This is a genomic window from Streptomyces sp. NPDC050416, from assembly GCF_044458845.1.
In the GTDB taxonomy this organism is placed as follows: domain Bacteria; phylum Actinomycetota; class Actinomycetes; order Streptomycetales; family Streptomycetaceae; genus Streptomyces.
This window is the reverse complement of record NZ_JBITII010000007.1, coordinates 369,815-391,184: the sequence shown is the minus strand read 5'-3', so window position 1 is coordinate 391,184 and position 21,370 is coordinate 369,815. Positions and strand designations below refer to the sequence as shown.

Sequence of the window (21,370 nt, the reverse complement as noted above, 5' to 3'; positions counted from 1 at the left end):
AAGTTGACTTTGCTTCCCCTTCACGGTTGGCTGCCGGTCCGGCCTTTCATGATCCGGGGGGATCCCTTTGAACCGCACCGTCCATGCGAACCGCACCATCCGTGCCGCCGTCTGCGCCGTCGCCGCCGCCGGTCTCGCGCTCGGTCTCAGCTCCTGCTCCGAGGCGGTCGACCAGGTCGACAAGGCGGTGGACGAGACGTACGAGGTCACCTACGAGGTCACCGGCAAGAACGTCGACTCGATCGAGTTCCACGGCGGTGGCGGCAAGGCCATGGAGCCGAAGATCGAGTCGGTGTCGAAGCCCGAACTGCCCTGGAAGAAGACGGTCACGTTGCGCGGCATCATGCCCGCGGCGGTCATGCCGGTCGCCGCCGATCCCGAAGGCGCCCAGGTCACCTGCAAGATCATCCACAAGGGCAAGGTGCTCGAGGAGCAGAGCGCCGACGGTCTGGTGACCGCCGGCGGCTGCACCGCGGAGTCCCCGATCGGAAAGTAGCCCGAGTCGCGAGGGCCCTGGGTGGCCCCGGCGTCCCGCACCCGGAGTCCCGGCCGGACCGCAAGTCGACGAGGCGAGTCCCGGCCGGACTTCCGGGTCATGAGCCGAGTTCCGGCCGGACCTAAGGCCGACGCACCCCGAACGGTGACCGACCGATGACCGGACGATGACCGCGAACCCCTACAGCCATCCCTCCGGGCCGCCCAACACCTCCCGCACCCATCCCAGTTGACGCCTCACCTGCACCGCGTCACCCCCCTCGTGCCCGTTGAACGGATACGCGTGGATCTCCTTGCGGGGAGCAGCCGTGCCCGTCAGCTCGGCATAGCGGTTGAACGCCGCGTACGCCCCGCTCGGCGGGCACACCGTGTCCCGCAGCCCCACGCCGAAGTGAGCCGGGGCCTGCGCGCGTCGGGCGAAGGAGACGCCCTCGACGTAGGACAGCGTGCGGTAGGCGTCGTGCTCGGCGCCCCGATGGACGGCGAGGTAGGACGCGATCTCCCCGTACGGTCCCACGTCCGTGAGGTCGAGCGCGCGGCGGATGCCGCACAGCAGCGGGGCGGTGACGAGCAGCGCCGCCAGGTCCGGGACGAGCCCCGCGACCGCCAGGGCCAGTCCGCCGCCCTGGCTGTTGCCGGCGGCGACGGTCCGCGCGGGGTCGACGCCGGGCAGTTCCCGTACCGCCGTGACCGCGCGGACCGCGTCCGTGATCAGACGGCGGTAGTGGTAGTCCTCGGGTGAGAGCAGGCCGCGCACCGCCGGGCCGGGCCCGCCCGGCGCGGTGGCGTGCGGATCGGGCGTGTCACCGCCGCACCCGTACTCGTCGCCCTGGCCGCGGTTGTCCATGAGCAGGTGCGCGTACCCGGCGTTGACCCAGGTGAGGCGTTCGTGGGGGAGACCGCGGCCGCGCCCGTACCCGGCGAACTCCACGACGGCGGGCAGGGGTTCGTCCACCGCGGCGGGTCTGCTGAACCAGGCGCGCACCGGGTTGCCCGCGAAACCCCGGAACGTCACGTCCCAGGTCCGGATCAGCCGAAGCCCCGTCTCCACCGGCCGCACCGACACCAGCGGGTCCCCCTGGCCGGCCTCCTTCAGGGTGCGCAGCCAGAACGCGTCGAAGTCGGCGGGCTCCCCGATGTCCGGGCGATGGCGCTCCAGTTCCGTCAGTGGCAGGTCGAACGCGGGCACAGCGGCACCTCGCAGGAGTCGGTGGTCGTCGCAGGAGTCGGTGTTCATTCAGAAACTTGCGAGGACAACGGGGTGGCAGGTCCCTGGGGTGCTACCCAGGTTCGATGCGATTCCAACGCGGCACAGACGCCCCAGCCGACTGCCGTCGCCCCCATTGACAGCGCTTTCTGCTGCCCTTAAGTTGCCGCGAAGTTACCGGTAAGAGCTCGAAAGTTTCGGTTCCGCGTCCCATGCCCACGGGAGGCCCGAGCAATGAGCACGTCCACCACATCGGCCCCGCCGGGCACCGAGGATCCGCCTCCGGCCAGAGCCGCACCCCGACGCGGGAAGCGGGCCCCCGCCCGGACCGGCTGGCGGCGGGCGCTGCGCCGCGACTGGCAGTTGTACTCGCTGGCGGTCCTGCCCCTGCTGTTCTTCCTGGTCTTCCGCTACCTGCCGATGATCGGCAACGTCATCGCCTTCCGGCGTTTCGAGCCTGGCGGGTCGATCTTCGGCGAGGAGTGGGTGGGGCTGCGCTATGTGCAGATGTTCCTCAACGACCCCACCTTCTGGCAGGTGTTCCGCAACACCCTGTGGATCGGCGGGCTCACGCTGCTGTTCTGCTTCCCGGTCCCCATCGTGCTGGCGCTGCTGCTCAACGAGGTGCGCCGGCGCTCCCTGAAGCGGTTCGTGCAGTCGGTGTCGTACCTTCCGCACTTCCTGTCGATCGTGATCGTCGCGGGCATCACGATGCAGATGCTGGCCAGTGACGGCCCCGTCAACCACATGCTCGGCTGGTTCGGCCACGAACCGATCCGCTTCATCCAGGAACCCGAGTGGTTCCGCACGATCTACGTCGGCTCGGAGATCTGGCAGACCGCCGGCTGGGGCACGATCCTCTACCTCGCCGCGCTCACCACGATCGACGAGGACCTGTACGAGGCCGCGCGCATCGACGGCGCCAACCGCTGGCAGCAGATCTGGCACGTCACCCTGCCCGGCATCCGGCCCACCATGGTCACGCTGCTGATCCTCAACATCGGCACGTTCATGGCGGTCGGCTTCGAGAAGGTCCTGCTGCTGTACAACCCGCTGACGTACCCGACCGCCGACGTGATCTCGACGTACGTCTACCGGGCCGGTGTGGAGTCCAACAGCTTCAGCTACGCCGCCGCCATCGGACTGTTCGAGGCGATCATCGGCCTGGTCCTCATCACGTCCGCGAACCAGCTCTCGCGCCGCGCAGTGGGGACGAGCCTGTGGTGAAGCCGAGTCGTTCCTACCGGGTCTTCCAGGGCGTCAACGGGGTGGTGCTCACCCTCGTCGTGCTCGTGACCCTGTACCCCTTCGTCAACATCCTCGCCCGGTCCTTCAGCGGGGAGCGGCAGATCCGGGCCGGTGAGGTGACCCTGCTGCCCAAGGGGTTCAACCTCACCACGTACGAGATCGTGTTCCAGGACTCGATGTTCTGGCGGAACTACGGCAACACCGTGCTCTACACGGTTGTGGCGACGGCCGTGGCCATGGTGCTGACGACCTGTTACGCCTATGTGCTGTCGAAGAAGCAGCTCAAGGGCCGCGGTCTGCTCGTCGGCGTCGCCGTGTTCACCATGTTCTTCACCGGCGGTCTGATCCCCAACTACGTCCTGGTCACCAACCTCGGTCTGAAGAACAGCGTGTGGGCGATCGCCCTGCCGAATGCGATCAGCGTCTTCAACCTCCTGGTCATGAAGGCCTTCTTCGAGAGCCTGCCGACCGAACTGGAGGAGGCCGCGCAGATCGACGGTCTCAGTACGTACGGCATCCTGCTCCGGATCGTCCTGCCGCTGTCCAAGGCGGTCGTCGCGACGATGGTGCTGTTCTACTCGGTGTCCTTCTGGAACTCCTGGTTCAGCGCCTTCCTCTACCTGGACAAGTCCGATCTCATGCCGGTCACCGTCTATCTGCGCAACCTCATCTCCGGCGCCACCACGGGCGGCAACGCCGGTGCCGCCGACGCACAGCTCAGCCAGGTCGGGGCCAACATCCAGGCGGTCACCATCGTGCTGACCTCGCTGCCCATTCTCTGCGTGTACCCGTTCGTCCAGCGCTACTTCGTCTCGGGCGTGATGCTCGGCGCGGTCAAGGGTTAACAAGGGAGTTTCCGTGTCATCCGTGAAGAACGCAGGACAGCTGTCGCGGCGCCAGATCCTCGCCGCCGCCGGTTTCATCGGCCTCGCCACCGTCACCGGCTGTGGCAGCGGTGACGACGGCGGGGACTCCAAGGACCTGTCGAAGAAGAGAGACGGCGCCATGAAGGAGTACCGGGCCGGCCAGCAGTTCAAGGCGGCGAAGCCGTTGTCCTTCTCCGTGCTGCACAACAACAACCCGGTCTATCCGATGAAGAACGACTGGCTGTTCTGGAAGGAGCTGACCAAGCGCACCGGGATCACCCTGGAGCCCGTGGCCGTCCCCCTGGTCGACTACGAGAAGAAGAGAAGCGTCCTGATCGGCTCGGGCGACGCCCCGTTCCTGATTCCCAAGACGTACCACCCCTCGGAGGTCGCGTTCGTGTCGTCGGGCGCGGTCCTCCCGGTCAGCGACTACGTGCACCTGATGCCGAACTTCCGGGACAAGGTCAAGAAGTGGAAGCTGGAGCCGGAGATCGACTCCATCCGTCAGTCCGACGGCAAGTTCTACCTGCTGCCCGGCCTGCACGAACGGGTCAGGTCCGGCTACTCGCTGGCGCTGCGCACGGATGTTCTCGACCGGCTCGGGCTGAGCCGGCCCGGCACCTGGGAGGAGGTGCACGAGGTCTTCAAGGCCATCAAGGAGGAGTACCCGGACCGCTACCCCTTCTCCGACCGCTGGAGCAAGAACACGCCCTACCCGGCCGCCGCCCTCTTCAGCTACCTCGGCCAGGCATACGGCGTCCGGGCCGGATGGACGTACGACAACATCAGCTGGGACGCGCAGGCGCAGACGTTCGCTTTCACCGGAGCGACGGACGCCTTCCGGCAGATGATCGAGTACGTGCGGATGCTGGTCGCCGAGAAGCTGGTGGACCCGGAGAGCTTCACCCAGACCGACGACGAGGCCGCACAGAAGCTGCTGGCCGAGAAGTCGTTCGCGATCAGCGCCAACCCGCAGGTACTGGTGCAGGAATACCGGTACAACCTGCAGAAGCAGGTCAAGGGCGCGAAGATCGAGATGATCCCGGTGCCGCTGGGGCCCGCCGGCCCGGTGGTGATGGGCGGCGCCCGGCTGGAGAACGGCGTCATGATCTCGAGCAAGGCGCTGAAGAGCGACAGTTTCGTCGCGATGATGCAGTTCGTGGACTGGCTCTGGTACTCGGACGAGGGCCAGCGGTTCGCGCGGTGGGGCGTCGAGGGCGTTACTTACACCCGCTCCGGTGGCCAGTACCGGGTCAAGGACGGCATCAGCCTCATGGGTTCCGACCCGGACGCCCCGAAGGACCTGCAGAAGGACTACGGCTTCTACAACGGCGTCTTCGCCTACGGCGGCAGCTGGGAGCTCGTCTCCTCCATGTTCGGCCCGGACGAGAAGAAGTTCCAGGACGTCATGGCCCAGCGCGAGCAGACGCCCATCGCCCCGGCCCACCCGTTGCAGTCCTTCGAGCAGGAGCAGGCCTCCCTGTGGGAGACGCCCCTGAGGGACCACGTCACCCAGAACACCCTCAAGTTCGCCCTCGGTGAGCGCCCGCTGTCCGACTGGGACGCGTACGTCACCGAGCTGAAGGCGAAGAACATGCAGCAGTTCGTCGACCTGCACAACAAGGCCTACGAGCGGTTCAAGAAGGAGAACGGGTGATCCGCCGCCCCGCCGCGCCGACCGGTCGGCTGACCGAGTCCCGGCGACACCGTGCCGGCACCGGCCACCCCGACCTCGCCCTGCGCCGCGGCGTCCAGGTCTCGACCGAGCCTGCGCGCCCCCGTCGGTGGCCGGCCGCTGCCGCCGCGCCCGTCGGTCCGGCCCGGTGCGGTGGCGGTGAGGTCTGGGCCGAGCCTGCGCGCCCCTGTCGGTGGCCGGCCGCTGCTGTCGCCCTCGTCGGTCCGGCCCGGTGCGGTGGCGGTGAGGTCTGGGCCGAGCCTGCGCGCCCCCGTCGGTGGCCGGCCGCTGCCGCCGCGCCCGTCGGTCCGGCAAGGCGCCGCGACCTCCAGGACTCCGCCGAGCCTGCGCGCACGCGCCGGCAACCGGCTGCCAGCGCCGGCCGCGCCGACCTGCCCCTGATCCCGAGCCGTCATGAGGACACCCTCGTCGAGCTCACGCTCGCCCCGGTCGCCGACGAGATCCCGCCCCGGTGGGACGAGCGGCGCCCATCCGGCCGGAAGGCGGCATGAGCACCGTACGCAGTTCCGACTTCGGCACCGGAGCCCTCTCCCGCGCCTCCGCCCTGATCCACACCCTCCTCACCGTCGAGGCGCTGCTGCTCCTCGCCGCCTCCCCGGGCCTGGCCGGACTGCTCCTGCTCGGCCCCGACCCGGCCAACCTCCCCCTCGCGGCCCTGTGCCTGCTGCCCCTCGGCCCGGCCCAGTCCGCCGCGCTCTACGCCCTCCACCACCGCAGCCGCGACCTCACCGAGCTGCGTCCGGCCCGCGCCTTCCTGCGCGGCTGGCGGCTCAACGCCGTACCGGCGCTGAAGCTGTGGGCACCGCTGCTGGCCTGGCTGACGGTCATCGCCTTCACCCTGACCCACTTCTCCGCCACCGGCCTGCCCGCCTGGTGGGCCCTGCTGCTCGCGGCGATCGGCGCCGGCTCCCTCCTATGGGGCGCGCACGCCCTCGTCCTCACCTCGCTGTTCGCCTTCCGCGCCCGGGACACCGCCCGCCTCGCCGGGTACTTCCTGGTCCGGCACGTCCGCGCCACCCTCGCCGCCGCCTCCCTGCTCGTCCTGGCGGCAGCGATGACCGCCCTGCTGACCGAGGCCCTGCCCGCCCTGCTGGCCGCCCCGCTGCTGCTGTCCCTGCTGCACGGCAGCCGCACGGTGATCACTGAGACCCAGGAGGACTTCACGGTATGACCGCGCCCCGCACGCCGAAGATCCCCTACGGCGGTGACTACAACCCCGAGCAGTGGCCCGAAGCCGTCCGGGACGACGACCACCGCCTGTTCACCCGGGCCGGCATCGACACCCTCACCGTCGGCGTGTTCACCTGGTCCCTCACCCAACCGGCCCCGGACACCTACGACTTCACTGTCCTGGACCGCATCCTGGACCGGGCCGCCGCCGAGGAACGCCAGGTCTGCCTGGCCACCGGCACCGCCGCCCTCCCGCCCTGGCTCGCCAAGCGGCACCCCGAGGTCAACCGCACCGACTTCGAGGGCCGCCGCCACCGCTACGGCCAGCGCCACAACTTCTGCCCCAGCTCACCGGCGTACCGCGAGCACGCCACCGCGCTGGCCTCCCGCCTCGCCGAGCGGTACGCCCACCACCCCGCCCTGCTCGCCTGGCACGTCAACAACGAGTACGGGGGCGCCTGCTACTGCGAGCTGTGCGCTGAGGCGTTCCGGGAGTGGCTCCGCGACCGGCACGGCACCCTCGACGCCCTCAACGACGCCTGGTGGACCACCTTCTGGTCACACCGCTACTCCGCCTGGGACCAGATCGAGCCGCCCAGCGCCCTCACCGAACACTGGCGCGGCCCCGACCACACCGCCTTCCAGGGCATCACGCTCGACTACTACCGCTTCACCACCGACGCCCTCCTCGGCTGCTTCCTGGCCGAGAAGGAGGTGATCCGCGCCCACGACCAGGACACCCCCGTCACCACCAACTTCATGGGCACCTTTCGCCCCCTCGACTACCACCGCTGGGCGCCGCACCTCGACTTCGCCTCCTGGGACAACTACCCGCCCCTGGACGCCCCGCCGACCCGGCCCGCCCTTGCCCACGACCTGATGCGCGGCCTGAAGGACGGCGCCCCCTTCTGGCTGATGGAGCAGACGCCGTCCACCACCGCCTGCCGTGACGTCAACCCGCTCCGGCGGCCCGGCGAACTCCGCCTCGCCACCTTCCAGGCCATCGCCCACGGCGCGGACGCCGCCCTCTACTTCCAGATGCGCGCCTCACGGGGCGCCTGCGAGAAGTACCACGGAGCCGTCATCGGCCACGCGGGCCGCGACGACACCCGCGTCTTCCGTGAAGTCGTCGAGCTGGGAAGGGAGTTGGAGTCCCTGGGTGACCGGACCCTCGGTGCCCGCACCCCGGCCCGCACCGCCCTGCTCTTCGACTGGGACAGCTGGTGGGCCCTGGAGATCTCCGACGGCCCGTCCCGGCTGGTCAAGTACCCGGACGTGGTCCACGCCTACTATCGCGCCGCCCGCGAGGCCGGAGCCGATGTGGACGTGATCCCGCAGACCGCCGACCTCAGCCCCTACGACGTGGTGCTCGCCCCCGCCCTCCACATGATCAAGGGCGACCTCGCCACCCGCCTCGAAGAAGTCGCCGCACGCGGCGGCACGGTCCTGGCCACCTTCCTCTCCGGCCGCGTCGACACACACGACCGCACCTTCCTCACCGACGTCCCCGGCCCGCTCGCGCCGCTGATGGGCGTCCGCGTGGACGAATGGGACGCCCGCACAGCGGAGTTCACCCAGCCCATCCCCGAACTGCGGGCCGAGGCACGGCTCGTCTTCGAGCTCGTGCTGCCACGCGGCGCCGAACCGGTCGCCACCTACGGCACCGACTTCTACGCCGGCACCCCGGCCGTGACCCGTAACCGCTTCGGCGACGGCGAGGCCTGGTACGTCGCCACCGCCCTCGACCAACCGGGCGTCGACCGGATCGTCCGCCGCGTCCTGGCCCGCCACGACCTGCTCGGCCCCTACGCCGACCACCCCGCGGTGGAGGCCGCCACCCGTGTCACCCCCGACGGCACACCCCTCCTCTTCCTCCTCAACCACGCCCCCGAACCGGCCCGTCTGACTGCCCACGCCACGACCACCGACCTGCTCACCGGCAAACGGGTGGACCAGGGCGACCCCTTGGTCCTCGACCCCCTGGGCGTCGCGATCCTTCAATAAAGTCCTTCAGTAGATCTGCCGCCCCCGCGTGTCCCGCACCCCCGACTTGCGGAAGAAGTAGCTGTTGATCTGGTCGCGCCACTCACGGGCACCGCGGAGCTGCTCCTCGTACCGCTCCGCCACCCGCGCGTGCCGCGCCGGCTCGACCAGGTCCGCCAGGCCCGCCCACACGCGACGGGCCTCCTCGACCTCCTCCACCCCCTCGAAGTGCGTGTCGTAGATGTGCTGGATCACGGTCTTCCCGCTCTTCAGCGGATGCCCGTACGGCACATGGTGGAAGAACAGCAGCAGCTCGTCGGGGCAGGTGTCGGGCGACTCGTACAGCCCGGCCCACGGCTCGGCGTACTGCCCGGCGTACCCGGTCCCGCTCGCCACGCTGCGGTCGACGCCGATGCCGTCCCGGTCGGCGAAGTGGTAGGTGCCCCACGGGCTGTACTCGTACCCGTCGACGCTCGGCCCGTAGTGATGGCCCGGCTGCACCATCCAGCCCACGCCGAGCGGAGCGGTGTACTTCTCGTACGTCCGCCACGAGCCGTCGAGCACCGCGTGCAGCCCGTCCGACAGGCGCTCCGGGGCCTCGGGGAAGGTCAGCCCGATCCACTCGTCGAGCACCTCACGCGGCTCGGCGTCCGGTCGCCAGGCCAGCCGTCCGAAGCTGTACAGGTTGGCCTGGGCGAGGGGATGCCCCGTCCAGAACGGATCGTCGCCGGCGTTGGACACCGCGACCAGCCCGCCCCGCGCCCGTTCCCCCACGGACGACTCCGGTTCGTGCCGGAACCGCAGTACCTCGCTCCACATCGGCCCCAGCCAGCAGACGTGCCGCTGCTGCCCGGTGTACTCCTGGGTGACCTGCAACTCCACCGCAAGCCGGGTGCGCGGCATCGCGCCGATCAGCGGCGAGACCGGCTCGCGCACCTGGAAGTCCATCGGCCCGTGCTTCACCTGGAGCACGGCGTTCGGCGCGAACTCGCCGTCCAGCGGCACGAAGTGGTCGTAGGCGGCCCGGGCCCGGTCCGTCGTACGGTCCCGCCAGTCCTGCCGGTGGTCGTAGACGAACGCCCGCCAGTGCACGGTACCGCCGTACTGTTCCACAGCCGCGGCCAGCATGTTCGCTCCGTCCGCGTGACTGCGGCCGTAGGCGAACGGGCCCGGCTGACCCTCCGAGTCGGCCTTCACCACGTACCCGCCGAAGTCGGGGATCGCCTCGTACACCCCTCGTGTCGCCGTGGCCCACCAACTCCGCACCGCCTCGTCCAGCGGATCGGCCGTGGACAGCCCGCCGAGCACCACCGGCGCGGCGAAGGACACGGACAGGTGGGTGCGGATCCCATAGGGCCGCAACACGTCGGCGATCGCGGCGACTTCGTCGATCCGGTCGGTCAGCAGGTGCGCCTCGGTCTCGTGCACGTTGACGTTGTTGACGGCGACCGCGTTGATCCCGCACGCCGCGAGCAGCCTGCCGTACGCCCGCACCCGCTCCAGGTCGCCGCGCGCCCGCCCGTCCTCCCAGAACAGCGAGCCGCCCGCGTACCCGCGCTCCACCTGGCCCATGACCGGGTGCACGGCGACGTTGTCCCAGTGGTCGAGCATGCGCAGGGCGAGCGCGGGGCGATGCGTCTCCGGCGCCCACGCACCGGCGAAGGCCGCCTCGCCCAGGCGCACGACGTGGAACAGGCCGTACAGCAGCCCCCGCCCGCCGGAGGCGGTGACGGCCGTCGTGCCGCTCTCACGCGCACAGGTGAAGCCCTCGTCGCCGAGGCCTTCGACACCGAGGTCGAAGACCAGGTCGTACGCGGCCTCGCTCGGCTGGGCGTCGCGCACGACCCGGCCCCCGAACCGCCGGCAGGCCTCCGCCACCTCCCCGTGCACCGTCTCCACCAGCGGCCCCGAGCCACGGATCAGCGTCCGCCGGCCGCCGACCGCACGGAAGGCGGCGGGCGGTAGCCAGGCCGGGTCGACCCCCTCGGGCAGGACGGGCACGGGAAGCGGCATGAGACCCCCAACTCGGCTGCTCAGGCGAGCAGTTCGACCTCCGCCAGCGTGCCCTCGCCGTCGAGGACCAGGCGGTACTTCTCGTACGTACCCGGCGACCTCACGCTGAACGCGCGTGTCTGTCTGTCCCAGGCGAAGGACTCCCCGGAGCGCCGGTCCAGCGTCCGCCAGGTCGTGCCGTCGGAGGACCCCTGGAGCGTCCAGCCGCTCGGTGTCTTCGTCCGGTCCGCCGACGACGTCAGCGTGTACTGGACGGCCTCGGCGCGCTCGGGGACCGGCAGGTCCACGGACGTCACAGCCGTGTCCGTCGCCGACGTGTCGTCGAACAGGGCTCCCTCACCGTCGAGCACGTCCGCCCGGGGCGTCGGCACCTCGTCGTCCTGAGTGATCGACACCGGCGCCGCGTGCTTGCCCGTGCCCCACGACGACGGCCGCGGACCCATGTCGAACTCCAGGACACCGCCCCTGGCGACCAGCGAGTGGGGGAGCGAGGTCTTCGTCCACGTCCGGCCGTTGACCTTCAGACCCTGCACGTACACGTTCCGCGCGCCGTTCTCCGGTGCCTTCACCACCAGCTCGCGCCCGTTCTCCAGATGCACGGTCGCCTTCCTGAACAGCGGGGAGCCGATCGCGTACTCGCCGCTGCCCATCACCAGCGGGTAGAAGCCGAGCGCGGAGAACAGGTACCAGGCCGACTGTTCACCGTTGTCCTCGTCGCCGTGGTACCCCTGGCCGATCTCGCTGCCGGTGTAGAGCCGGGACAGCACCTCGCGGACCTTCTCCTGCGCCTTCCAGGGCTGCCCGGCCGCGTCGTACATGTAGATGGCGTGGTGGGCGACCTGGTTGGAGTGCCCGTACATGCCCATCCGCACGTCCCGCGCCTCGGTCATCTCGTGGATGACACCGCCGTACGAGCCGACGAACTCGGGGGAGGCCGTCTCGGGCGTGGAGAAGTACGCGTCGAGCTTGTCGGCGAGACCCTTACGGCCGCCGTACAGATTGGCCAGGCCTCGACTGTCCTGCGGGGCGGTGAACGCGTACCCCCAGCCGTTGGTCTCGGTGTAGTCGTGGCCCCACACCCGCGGGTCGTACTCCGACGACTCGACCCGCCAGTCGCCCTTGGCGTCGCGGCCCTGGAAGAAACCGGCCTTCGGATCGAAGAGGTTCACATAGTCCCGGGCGCGGTCAAGGAAGTACTCCGACTCCTCCTTGTAGCGCCGCTCGCCGGTCTCCTCGTACAGCTTCCGGCCCATGCGGGAGATGCCGTAGTCGTTGAGGTAGCCCTCCAGTGCCCAGGACAGGCCCTCGTGGGTCTCGGTGCTCGTGTAACCGCGGAAGGGGGAGGTGGCCATGCCCTTGCGGCCGACGCCCGAGCTCGGGGGCACGACCGTCGCGTTCTTCACGGCCGCCTCGTACGCCGCCTTCGCGTCGAAGTCGACACCCTTGACGTAGGCGTCCGCGAACGCCACGTCCGAGGAGGTGCCGGTCATGAGGTCCGCGTAGCCGGGGGAGGACCAGCGTGAGGTCCAGCCGCCGTCCTTGTACTGCTGCACGAAACCGTCTACCAGCTCACCCGCCCTGCTCGGCGTCAGGAACGAGTACGCCGGCCAGGTCGTCCGGTAGGTGTCCCAGAAGCCGTTGTTGACGTACACCTCGCCGTCGACGATCTTCGCGCCGGTGTGCGTCGGGGTGTCCGGGTTCGGCATGGGGGAGAAGGGCGAGGCGTACCGGTCCTTCCCACCCACCTTCTCGAAACCGGAGTTCGGGTACAGGTACAGCCGGTACAGGCTGGAGTACAGCGTCGTCAGCTGGTCGGGGGTGGCGCCTCCGACCTCCACCTTGCCGAGCAGCCGGTCCCACTGCCGCTGCGCGCTCCGCTTCACCGCCTCGAAGGAGGTGCCGTGCGGGATCTCCTGGCGGAGGTTGTCCTTCGCCTGGTCGACGCTGATGAGCGAGGTCGCCAGGCGCAGGGTGACGGTCCGGTCATCGGCCTCGAAGCGGAGGTGGCCCTTCACGCCGGACGACGAGCCCTCGGTCACCGGCTTGTCGAACTTCCCGTAGACGAACAGCCGGGTCGCGCCCGTCGACAGCCCGGACTGCACGTCCGAGTAGCCGGTGACGACCCCGTTCTCCTTGTCGAGAGTCAGCCCCGCCTGGTCCGTCACGTTGTCGAAGAGGACGCTCGCGTCGTCACCCGGGTAGGTGAAGCGCAGGGCCGCCGCGTGGTCGGTCGGAGCCATCTCGGCCTTCAGGCCGTTCTCGAACCGCACCCCGTAGTAGTACGGCCGCGCGGTCTCGTTCTCGTGCCGGAAGGCCAGCTCCCGGGCCTCCCGGCCGGTGTCCGGGGTGCCGGAGGCGGCCGACGGCATCACCTGGAAGGTCTGCCGGTCACCCATCCAGGGGCTCGGCTCGTGGCTCGCGCTGAACGCCTGGATCGTCGGCAGGTTCTCCGCGTTGTTCGCACGTGCGTAGTCGTACAGCCAGCTGAGCGAACCCGCGTTGGTCACCGGCGTCCAGAAGTTGAAGCCGTGCGGCACCGCCGTCGCCGGGAAGTTGTTGCCGCGCGAGAAGCCGCCGCTGGAGTTGGTGCCGCGCGTCGTCACCGCGTAGTCGGACAGATGCGCCTTCGGCCGCTCGGGGGCGACGGACTCGATGGTCACGTCGTCCAGCCAGCCCCGGAACCTCGCCGGGCCCTTCGGCGAGTCGTACGCCACCAGGATCCGGTCCACGGTCTTCCCGGCCGCCACCGACCCGATCCGCGACGCCACGTTGTTCCACTGGTTGACGTAGAGGATCTTCGCCGCGCCCTGCCCCCGCGGGGTCAGCCGAAAACCGTGCTGGTCCGTCGCCCCCAGGTCGCTCAGGTGGGTGCCGTCGGTGAAGGCGAGGTCGACGGAGACGTTCGTCGCGTCGTAGTCGAGGTCGCCGTCCGCCATCGACGGGAAGACGCGATAGGCCAGCCGCGTGTTCCGGTCGACGGCCACGTTCACGTCGAAGACCTTGTTGTACGAGTAGGCCCGCCCGTCGGCGGTGTGCCGGCCGGCGTACCGCAGGGCGCGCTTTCCGGTGAACCCGGCGCCCGCCTTGGCGGTGGGGGAGCCGCTCGGGCCGCGGTCGACGAGGGAGAGCATGTCCTGCGGAACGGGCCCGTCGCCGCCGCCGGTGGAGAACTGCACGTCGGCGAGCTGGAGGAGGTCACCGCCGTGGTTGCCGGTGACGTCGAGCCGTAAGTACCGGTACTCGGCGGGTTCCGCCACGTCGTACGTCTTCGTCTGGAACCGTTCGGAGAAGGACTCCCCGGAGCGGGAGTCGAGCGTCTTCCACTCCTTGCCGTCGGCGGAGCCCTTCAGGGTCCAGTCCTTCGGGTCGCGCTCGTCGTGGTCGTTGGCCGATGTCAGTGCGTATCGCACCAGTTTGACCGGCTTGTCCAGGTCGAACTCCACCCAGCCGGTGGGCTCGAAGGTGAGCCACTTGGTGCTCGGCTCCCCGTCGGCGAGGTTCTCCTTCACCTCGCCCCCGCCCGTGTTCTCGGCGCTGGCGCGGACGTCGGTGACGTGGTCGGTCACATTGCCCGGTATACCGCTGCTGTAGCCGCCGTCGACACCCGAGGCGCGTTTGCCGCCGCCGGGGCCGGTGTCCACGGTGTTCACCCAGTCCGGAACCGGGTCGTCCGCTTCGAACGAGGACGAGAACCTCCGGTCGGTCTTCTCGGGGGCTTCGGGCAGTGCGACCGCAACGCCCTGGGATCCCAGGGTCACAGCGAAGGCGGTCGCCGACACGACCGCCGTACCCCATCTGTGCCGAGCTTTCCGTTGCATCAACGGGTACCCTCCCTGCGCAGTGGACAACGTTGTCAACTTCGATGCGCAAGGACCAGTAGTTGCCCAAGTATCACGGAGTGTCAAGGGTGTTGCTTGTGGCATTCGGGGGTGATGATCGGAATATTTCCGCCGAGAAACAGACGGAGCGCCTGACTTTCCGCCAGGTCTCAACTCGGATAAGACCCATGGCCAACCCTGTGTTCGATCTTGATCCGCTGGCGGGAAGTGGACTATACCTGTCGCACGCTTCACACGATCCGCACGTCACCACCCGTACTTCCTGCACGACCCAGCTTGACCCGAACGCGGTGCCGGAAGGATCCGGTTCACCGCCTGAGTCCTGGAGAAGGCGAGGACTTGAGCATGGGATCCACTTCCGCCGAGAACCGCGGCACCGAGGGTGTCGGCCGCCGTGATCTGATCAAAAGGTCCGCCGCGCTCGGGCTGATCTCCGTCCCCACGATGAGCTTCCTGTCCGCCTGCGCCAGCAGCGGCGGCGACGACAGCGGGGACAAGGCCAAGGCCGGCAAGAAGACCGCGAAGAACCCGCTCGGTGTCAATGACACCGCGGGCATGGAATTCGTCCTGTTCGACGGCGGTTTCGGCAAGGAGTACGCCGAGGACGCCGTGAAGATCTACGAGAAGAACTTCCCCAAGGCGAAGGTGAAGTTCTCCGCCACCCAGAAGATCCAGTCCACCCTCCAGCCCCGCTTCAACCAGGGCACCCCGCCGGACCTCATCGACAACTCCGGCGCCGAGCAGATGGACATGGGCGTCCTCGTCGGCAAGAACCAGCTCACCGACCTCACCCCACTGCTGGACGCGCCCTCCTACGACGACCCGAACAAGAAGGTCCGCGACACGCTGCGCCCCGGCATCGTCGAGATGGGCCAGTTCGACGGCGAGAAGGTCTGGATCCTCTACTACGCCTACACGGTCTACGGCGTCTGGTACTCGCAGAAGGCCCTGGACTCGCTCGACGAGCAGTACCCCGAGACCTGGGACCAGATGCTCGCGATCTGCGAGAAGGCCAAGAAAAAGGGCATGGCGGGCTGGACATACGCGGGCAAATACCCGTACTACCTCCCCTTCTCGCTCTACCCGATGATCGGCAAGGTAGGCGGCCGCGAAGTCCTCGACGCCATCGACAACCTGGAGCCGAACGCCTGGAAGCACCCGGCCGTCAAGGCCTGCTTCGACGCGTACTACGAGCTCTACAAGAAGGGCTACATCCTCAAGGGCACGCCGGGCCTGGACCACATCCAGTCGCAGACCGCCTGGGCCGAGGGCAAGGCACTGTTCATCCCGAACGGCTCCTGGGTGGAGAACGAGTCGGCGAAGGTCATCCCCAAGGACTTCGACCTGGCCGTCTCCGCGCCCACCGGCCTCGACTCCTCCGACAAGATGCCCTTCGGCACCATCTGGGCCTCCGGCGGCGAGCCCTTCATCGTCCCGGCGAAGGCGAAGAACGCCGAGGGCGGCATGGAGCAGCTGCGCATCATGCTCAGCGAGGCCTCCTCGAAGAACTTCACCAGCAAGGTGAAGTCGCTGACCGCGTACAACGGCGGCACCGACGGCATCGCCCTCACCCCCGGCCTCAAGTCGGGCGTCGCGGCGCTGGAGAAGGCCGGCGAGAACGTGGTGAACCCCCGCCTTCAGGACTGGTACGTGCAGTTGCAGAAGGAGAAGATCGGTGTCTCCGGCCTCGGCGAGATGATGGCCGGCCGCCTCACCCCGGCCGAGGCCATCAAAAAGATCCAGAACTTCGCCGACGAGACCGCCAAGGACGACTCGGTCAAGCACTACAAGCACCAGTAACGGCACCGGAAACCCAATTTCCGCAACGGCACCGGAGTGGCGATGCAGCACGGCAAGTACCGGTTCATCGTGGGCTTCCTCGCGCTGCCCCTGGGACTGTACGCGCTCTTCGTGATCTGGCCGTTCATCCAGTCCATCTACTACTCGTTCACGGACTGGACCGGCCTGAGTCCCGAATTCAAGATGGTCGGGTTCGACAACTACAGCCGCATGCTCGACGACGAGATCTTCTGGAAGTCGTTGCAGCACAGCCTGCTGTTCGCCCTCCTGCTGCCGGTGGTGACGATCAGCCTCGCGCTGTTCTTCGCCTTCATGATCAACGTGGGCGGCAGAAAGAGAAAGAACGGCCCGGTCATCTCCGGCGTCCGCGGCTCCTCCTTCTACAAAATCGTCTATTTCTTCCCCCAGGTCCTCTCGATCGCCATCGTCGCGCTGCTGTTCGCGTTCGCGTACAACCCGGACAGCGGCGCGATCAACTCGGTCCTGCGCGGCATCGGACTCGGCGACATCCAGCCCCTGTGGCTCGGCGACCCCGACCTCGCGCTGTGGGCCGTGATGGCGGTCCTCGTCTGGTCCACGGTCGGCTTCTTCGTGGTCCTCTTCTCCGCCGGCATGGCCTCCATCCCCGGGGAGATGTACGAGGCGGCCCTGCTGGACGGCGCGAGCCGCTTCACCACGTTCTTCCGTATCACCCTGCCCCTGCTGTGGGACACCGTGCAGTCGGGCTGGGTCTACATGGGCATCCTCGCCCTGGGCGCCGAGTCGTTCGCGGTCGTGCAGATCATGACGACCGGGCCGGGCGGTCCCGACTACTCGACCACCGTCATGGTCCTGTACGTGTACCAGAAGGCGTTCCGTGACGGGCAGGCCGCCTACGCCACCACCATCGGTGTCGCCCTGCTCGTCGTCACGCTGGCCTTCGCCGCCGTGGTGATGCGGCTGGGCCGTCGCGAGCGGCTGGAGTACTGATGAAGACGACGGAGTCCCCCGCGCCCGTGCCGGCCGAGTCCGGCGCGCCCGTCACCAAGGCCGATCTCCCGCCGGGCCGACCGCCGAAGGAGAAGAAAGAGGGCACGGTCCTCAACGCCTTCTCCCACGGCATCCTCGTCATCTGGGCGTTCATGGTCGTGATGCCGCTGCTCTGGGCCGTCATGACGTCCTTCAAGGACGACCGCTCGATCTTCTCCTCGCCCTGGTCGCTGCCGGACACGCTGCACTTCGACAACTGGTCGCGGGCGTGGACCGAGGCCAACATGAGCGACTACTTCCTCAACACGGTCCTCGTGGTCGGCGGTTCGCTCATCGGCACGCTCGTCCTCGGCTCCATGGCGGCCTACGTCCTGGCCCGGTTCGACTTCCCGGGCAACCGCTTCATCTACTACCTGTTCATCGGCGGCATGAGCTTCCCGATCATGCTGGCGCTGGTCCCGCTGTTCTACGTCGTGAACAACATGGGCCTGCTGAACACCATCCACGGCCTGATCCTCGTCTACATCGCCTACTCGCTCCCCTTCACGGTCTTCTTCCTGACGGCGTTCTTCCGCACCCTGCCGACGTCGATCGCCGAAGCGGCCTTCGTCGACGGCGCCTCGCACAGCCGTACGTTCTTCCAGATCATGCTGCCGATGGCCAAGCCGGGCCTGGTCAGCGTCGGCATCTTCAACTTCCTCGGCCAGTGGAACCAGTACATGCTGCCCACGGTCCTGAACACCGACCCCGACAAGCGCGTGCTCACCCAGGGCCTGGTCCAGCTGGCGGTCAGCCAGGGCTACAAGGGCGACTGGTCGGGCCTCTTCGCGGGCTTGGTGATGGCCATGCTCCCGGTCCTCGCGGCGTACATCATCTTCCAGCGCCAGGTGGTCCAGGGCTTGACGGCGGGGGCACTGAAGTAGCCGCTGCCGACGGCGGCCCGGGGCGGGGCGTTGCGCCGCTCGGCGCGACGAGGTGCCGCTGCGCGGGAGGAAGGACGGACGGAGTGAGGACTCACTCATTGACGGAGTGAGTACTCACTCCGTGGGCTGGCCGTCATGACAGCACCTGAGGAGAACCAGACCACCCGCCGCCGCGCCCCCGGCATGTCGCCGGAGCAGCGGCGCGCGATGATCATCCAGACCGCGATCCCGCTGATCGCCGAGTACGGCTCCGCTGTGACGACCGCGAAGATCGCCCGTGCCGCGGGCATCGGTGAGGGCACGATCTTCCGCGTCTTCGCCGACAAGGACGAGCTGCTGCAAGCCTGCATCGCGGAGGCGCTCTCCCCCGAGCACACGATCCGCGAGCTCGACGCGATCGACGTGTCCCAGCCGCTGCCCGACCGGCTCGCGGAGGCGGCCGAGGCACTGCAGGCGCACATGCACCGGCTTGGCGCGCTCATCGGCTCGCTGGGGCATCGCGGCGGCAAGCACCCCGGCACGGTGCGCGGCGCGGCCCGCGCCGAGTCGACGGCCCGTATCCGCGCGGCCCTCGCGGAGCTGCTGGAACCCGACAAGGCCGCCCTGCGCCGGCCGCCGGAGCAGATCGCGGCCCTCTTCATCGGGCTGCTCTTCACCCAGCCGCGTACGGAGGACGAGCCCGACCTGACTCCGCAGGAGCTGGTGGAGGTCTTCCTGCACGGGGCGCTCTCTGGGGGCGCCAAGTGAGCGTACGTAGAAGGCGCCTGGGGGTTACGGTCCTGGCCGTCCTGGCCCCCGTCCTGGTGTGGCTGGTCGCGGACCCACTGCTGGGGCACCGGCTGCGGATCGCCGACGGCGAGCAGACGCTCGACCTCGGCGCCGTGCCCGTAGCGGTCGCCGCACTGCTCGCGTCGCTCTCCGGCTGGGGACTGCTGGCCGCCCTGGAGCGGTTCGGAGTGCGGCGCGCCCGCGCCATCTGGACCGGGATGGCCGGCGCCGTACTGGCCGTGTCCTTCCTGCCGTTCATCGGCGACGGCATGGACGGCGGTACACGGATCTCTCTGGCTCTGATGCACCTTGCGGTGGCGGCGGTGCTGATCCCGGGGCTGGGCGGCAGGGCAGCAGAGGGAGACAGCCCTGCCAGGACCTGTCCGGACGATCACGCAGGTCTCGTGAACTCGTGAAGCAGGTGGGCCTTTCCCTACCCGTCAGGTGTGTGCGAGCCGGTCCGTGCCCATTCAGTCAGCGTCGGGGCTCTGCTCCGCCGCGGTGTCGTAGGCGGCGCGGGCCTCGGCGATGGCGGACCGATGCCGCTCGGCCCAGCCCACCAGCCCTGTCAGCGAAGCGTGGAGCTCGCGGGCCATAGGCGTGAGGCTGTACTCGACCTTGGGCGGCACGGTCGGATACACCGTGCGAACGAGCAGTCCATCCCGCTCCAGCCTGCGCAGGTTGAGGGTGAGCATCCGTCGGCTGATGCCATTGATAGCGCGTTCCAACTCGGTGAAACGGACCGGGCCGTGGGCGGCGGCGATCAGGATCCCGATGCTCCACTTGCCCGCCACTCGGTCGAGCACCTCGGTGACCGGGCAGGCTTCGTCCCTGAGTGCTTCGGTAACACGGGTGTGACTGCGTGACATGAAAGTGCCTTCTTCCGATGACCAGCAACGTTACCGATGATTACTGCTGTTACACGTCGTAACCAAGGGGGAAGATATGTTTGTTCGCGCTCTTGTCGTCGATCCGTCCGCATCCGCCGCCGTCCGCCTCGCCGAGGTGCCCGACCCCGTGCCAGGGCCGGGCCAGGTCCTGGTGGACGTCTCCCACGCCTCGTTGAACTATGGCGACCTCAACGACGCCCGCTCCGGGCGGGTCCCTGTGGGTGCGGTGCTCGGTTCGGACGCTGCCGGAGTGGTCATGCAGGGTGCAGCGGACGGAACCGGCCCGGCGGTGGGCACGCAGGTGGTGGCCCTGACCACGGGGGCGTTCGCCGAGCGCGTCGCGATCGACGTGGGTGCGCTTGCCGAGGTGCCGAAGGGCTTGGACCTGGCGAAGGCGGTGGCTCTGCCGGTCGCCGGAGTGGCGGCACTGCGCTCGTTGCGGGCCGGCGGGCTCGGACCGGACAAGAGGGTGTTGGTCACCGGGGCCTCCGGCGGGGTCGGCCGGTTCGCCGTCCAACTGGCGGCGCGGGCCGGTGCCCACGTGATCGCGTCCGTGGGTTCGGCCGCCCGCGGGGAGGGGCTGGCCGAGGCCGGCGCCGACGAGGTGCTGGTTGGACTGGAGGGACTCCAGCGACCGGTCGACGTGGTCGTCGACAGCGTCGGCGGCCCCCAACTGGTCGCGGCATGGAACCTGCTCGCTCCGGGGGGCAGCGTGCAGAGCGTCGGCTGGACATCCGGGGAGCCGGCGGTCTTTCCGCCGTATGCGACCGTCGGCCCGGCCAAGTCGCTGACCTCCTTCGTCATCGAGGGCGAGGTCGGCGCGGACCTGGCCGTTCTCACCGAGCTGGCCGCTGAGGGGTCCCTCACCGTCGAGATCGGCTGGCAAGGACGCTGGGACCGCTTCGAGGAGGCGGCCGAGGCGCTTCGCGGACGTCGGATCTCCGGAAAAGCGGTCCTGGAGGTGGGGTCCCGCCAGATGCGGGCCCCGGTACCCTCTCCGCAGGACTAGGTCTCGGTCCGGCATTGCTTCAGCCTGTTGATCGCCCGCTCGACGGTGTTGCGCTTCTTGTACGGCTCGTCGCCGAAGCCGGGCGGCCGTCCACCCCGCGCCCCCTTGCGCAGGCGGGCGGCCCGGCTGTCGGTCTTCTCCGGCATGGCGTGCCGGATGCCGCGGCGCCGCAAGAATCCACCACAGCGTCCATTGCTGTACGCCTTGTCCGCGGCAACGCTGTCGGGCTTCTTGCGCGGCCTGCCCGGCCCGAGCCGCGGGACGCGGACCTTCACCAGCACGGGCTCAAAGCGCGTGCAGTCTGCCCGCTGTCCGCCGGTGACGATCAGGGACAGCGGGCGGCGGCGACCGTCGGCGCTCAGGTGAAGCTTGCTGGTGAGCCCACCCCGCGAGCAGACCAGGCCCTCACCTCCAGCACCACCTCCACCAGGCGGGCGAGCACGCTCTGCCACGACGCTTCACCCTGGTGTTCTACTGGTTCGGCCCCCCTTGAG

Annotated in this window: 18 protein-coding genes; 13 read left to right on the top strand and 5 right to left on the bottom strand. The window is 69.1% G+C overall.

The window, feature by feature from the left end; translation table 11 throughout:
* The first annotated feature begins 67 nt into the window (after positions 1-67).
* Complete coding sequence (locus ACIBL4_RS23905) at positions 68-496, top strand: MmpS family transport accessory protein (protein ID WP_399413235.1); 429 nt, start codon at positions 68-70, stop codon at positions 494-496.
* 180 nt (positions 497-676) lie between these two features.
* On the opposite strand, the gene ACIBL4_RS23900 is transcribed toward ACIBL4_RS23905, so the two are convergent.
* On the bottom strand, positions 677-1,684 hold the full coding sequence (locus ACIBL4_RS23900; RefSeq protein WP_399413233.1) for an acetylxylan esterase: 1,008 nt from the start codon (positions 1,682-1,684) through the stop codon (positions 677-679).
* A gap of 252 nt (positions 1,685-1,936) precedes the next feature.
* On the opposite strand from ACIBL4_RS23900, the gene ACIBL4_RS23895 reads away from it, so the two are divergent.
* From ACIBL4_RS23895 to ACIBL4_RS23870, 6 genes are read left to right on the top strand one after another with little or no spacing between them, the layout of a single operon-like run.
* Positions 1,937-2,929 carry an ABC transporter permease gene (locus ACIBL4_RS23895; RefSeq protein ID WP_399413231.1) on the top strand — a complete coding sequence of 331 codons (993 nt, stop codon included), beginning with the start codon at positions 1,937-1,939 and terminating at the stop codon, positions 2,927-2,929.
* Positions 2,923-3,795, top strand: a complete 873-nt coding sequence (locus ACIBL4_RS23890) for a carbohydrate ABC transporter permease (RefSeq protein WP_399413229.1) — start codon at positions 2,923-2,925, stop codon at positions 3,793-3,795. Before ACIBL4_RS23895 ends, ACIBL4_RS23890 begins: the two co-directional genes overlap by 7 nt.
* A 22-nt stretch (positions 3,796-3,817) precedes the next feature.
* Positions 3,818-5,473, top strand: coding sequence for an extracellular solute-binding protein (locus ACIBL4_RS23885; protein ID WP_399413227.1), 1,656 nt, complete (start codon positions 3,818-3,820; stop codon positions 5,471-5,473).
* Complete coding sequence (locus ACIBL4_RS23880) at positions 5,470-6,003, top strand: hypothetical protein (protein ID WP_399413225.1); 534 nt, start codon at positions 5,470-5,472, stop codon at positions 6,001-6,003. The genes ACIBL4_RS23885 and ACIBL4_RS23880 overlap by 4 nt, the downstream gene beginning before the upstream one ends.
* Positions 6,000-6,683, top strand: coding sequence for a hypothetical protein (locus tag ACIBL4_RS23875; protein ID WP_399413223.1), 684 nt, complete (start codon positions 6,000-6,002; stop codon positions 6,681-6,683). The genes ACIBL4_RS23880 and ACIBL4_RS23875 overlap by 4 nt, the downstream gene beginning before the upstream one ends.
* Entirely contained in the window at positions 6,680-8,686 is a 2,007-nt protein-coding gene (locus ACIBL4_RS23870; protein ID WP_399413221.1) for a beta-galactosidase, read from the top strand. Before ACIBL4_RS23875 ends, ACIBL4_RS23870 begins: the two co-directional genes overlap by 4 nt.
* Positions 8,687-8,692: 6 nt before the next feature.
* Here the strand turns inward: ACIBL4_RS23870 and ACIBL4_RS23865 are convergent, their stop codons facing one another.
* Positions 8,693-10,678: an alpha-glucuronidase gene (locus ACIBL4_RS23865; protein WP_399413219.1), complete on the bottom strand. Its 1,986-nt coding sequence runs from the start codon at positions 10,676-10,678 to the stop codon at positions 8,693-8,695.
* 20 nt (positions 10,679-10,698) lie between these two features.
* Entirely contained in the window at positions 10,699-14,496 is a 3,798-nt protein-coding gene (locus tag ACIBL4_RS23860; protein ID WP_399413217.1) for a GH92 family glycosyl hydrolase, read from the bottom strand.
* Positions 14,497-14,862: 366 nt separating this feature from the next.
* On the opposite strand from ACIBL4_RS23860, the gene ngcE reads away from it, so the two are divergent.
* The 5 genes from ngcE (at position 14,863) to ACIBL4_RS23835 (ending at position 19,393) form a co-directional block, all read left to right on the top strand.
* Positions 14,863-16,317 (top strand): N-acetylglucosamine/diacetylchitobiose ABC transporter substrate-binding protein, encoded by a 1,455-nt coding sequence (gene ngcE, locus ACIBL4_RS23855; protein WP_399413215.1) that lies wholly within the window; start codon positions 14,863-14,865, stop codon positions 16,315-16,317.
* A gap of 42 nt (positions 16,318-16,359) precedes the next feature.
* A complete protein-coding gene (locus tag ACIBL4_RS23850) occupies positions 16,360-17,286 on the top strand; it encodes a carbohydrate ABC transporter permease (RefSeq protein WP_399413213.1) in 927 nt (308 codons plus the stop codon).
* Positions 17,286-18,209, top strand: a complete 924-nt coding sequence (locus ACIBL4_RS23845; protein ID WP_399413211.1) for a carbohydrate ABC transporter permease — start codon at positions 17,286-17,288, stop codon at positions 18,207-18,209. The genes ACIBL4_RS23850 and ACIBL4_RS23845 overlap by 1 nt, the downstream gene beginning before the upstream one ends.
* Positions 18,210-18,344: 135 nt before the next feature.
* On the top strand, positions 18,345-18,956 hold the full coding sequence (locus tag ACIBL4_RS23840) for a TetR/AcrR family transcriptional regulator (protein WP_399413209.1): 612 nt from the start codon (positions 18,345-18,347) through the stop codon (positions 18,954-18,956).
* On the top strand, positions 18,953-19,393 hold the full coding sequence (locus tag ACIBL4_RS23835) for a DUF6069 family protein (RefSeq protein WP_399413207.1): 441 nt from the start codon (positions 18,953-18,955) through the stop codon (positions 19,391-19,393). The genes ACIBL4_RS23840 and ACIBL4_RS23835 overlap by 4 nt, the downstream gene beginning before the upstream one ends.
* Before the next feature lie 54 nt (positions 19,394-19,447).
* Here the strand turns inward: ACIBL4_RS23835 and ACIBL4_RS23830 are convergent, their stop codons facing one another.
* Positions 19,448-19,846 (bottom strand): helix-turn-helix domain-containing protein, encoded by a 399-nt coding sequence (locus tag ACIBL4_RS23830; RefSeq protein ID WP_062928569.1) that lies wholly within the window; start codon positions 19,844-19,846, stop codon positions 19,448-19,450.
* A gap of 76 nt (positions 19,847-19,922) precedes the next feature.
* On the opposite strand from ACIBL4_RS23830, the gene ACIBL4_RS23825 reads away from it, so the two are divergent.
* Positions 19,923-20,876 carry a zinc-binding dehydrogenase gene (locus ACIBL4_RS23825; protein ID WP_399413205.1) on the top strand — a complete coding sequence of 318 codons (954 nt, stop codon included), beginning with the start codon at positions 19,923-19,925 and terminating at the stop codon, positions 20,874-20,876.
* On the opposite strand, the gene ACIBL4_RS23820 is transcribed toward ACIBL4_RS23825, so the two are convergent.
* Positions 20,873-21,328 carry a transposase gene (locus ACIBL4_RS23820; protein WP_399413203.1) on the bottom strand — a complete coding sequence of 152 codons (456 nt, stop codon included), beginning with the start codon at positions 21,326-21,328 and terminating at the stop codon, positions 20,873-20,875. The two genes, ACIBL4_RS23825 and ACIBL4_RS23820, sit on opposite strands and share 4 nt — an antisense overlap.
* Between the last annotated feature and the right edge of the window lie 42 nt (positions 21,329-21,370).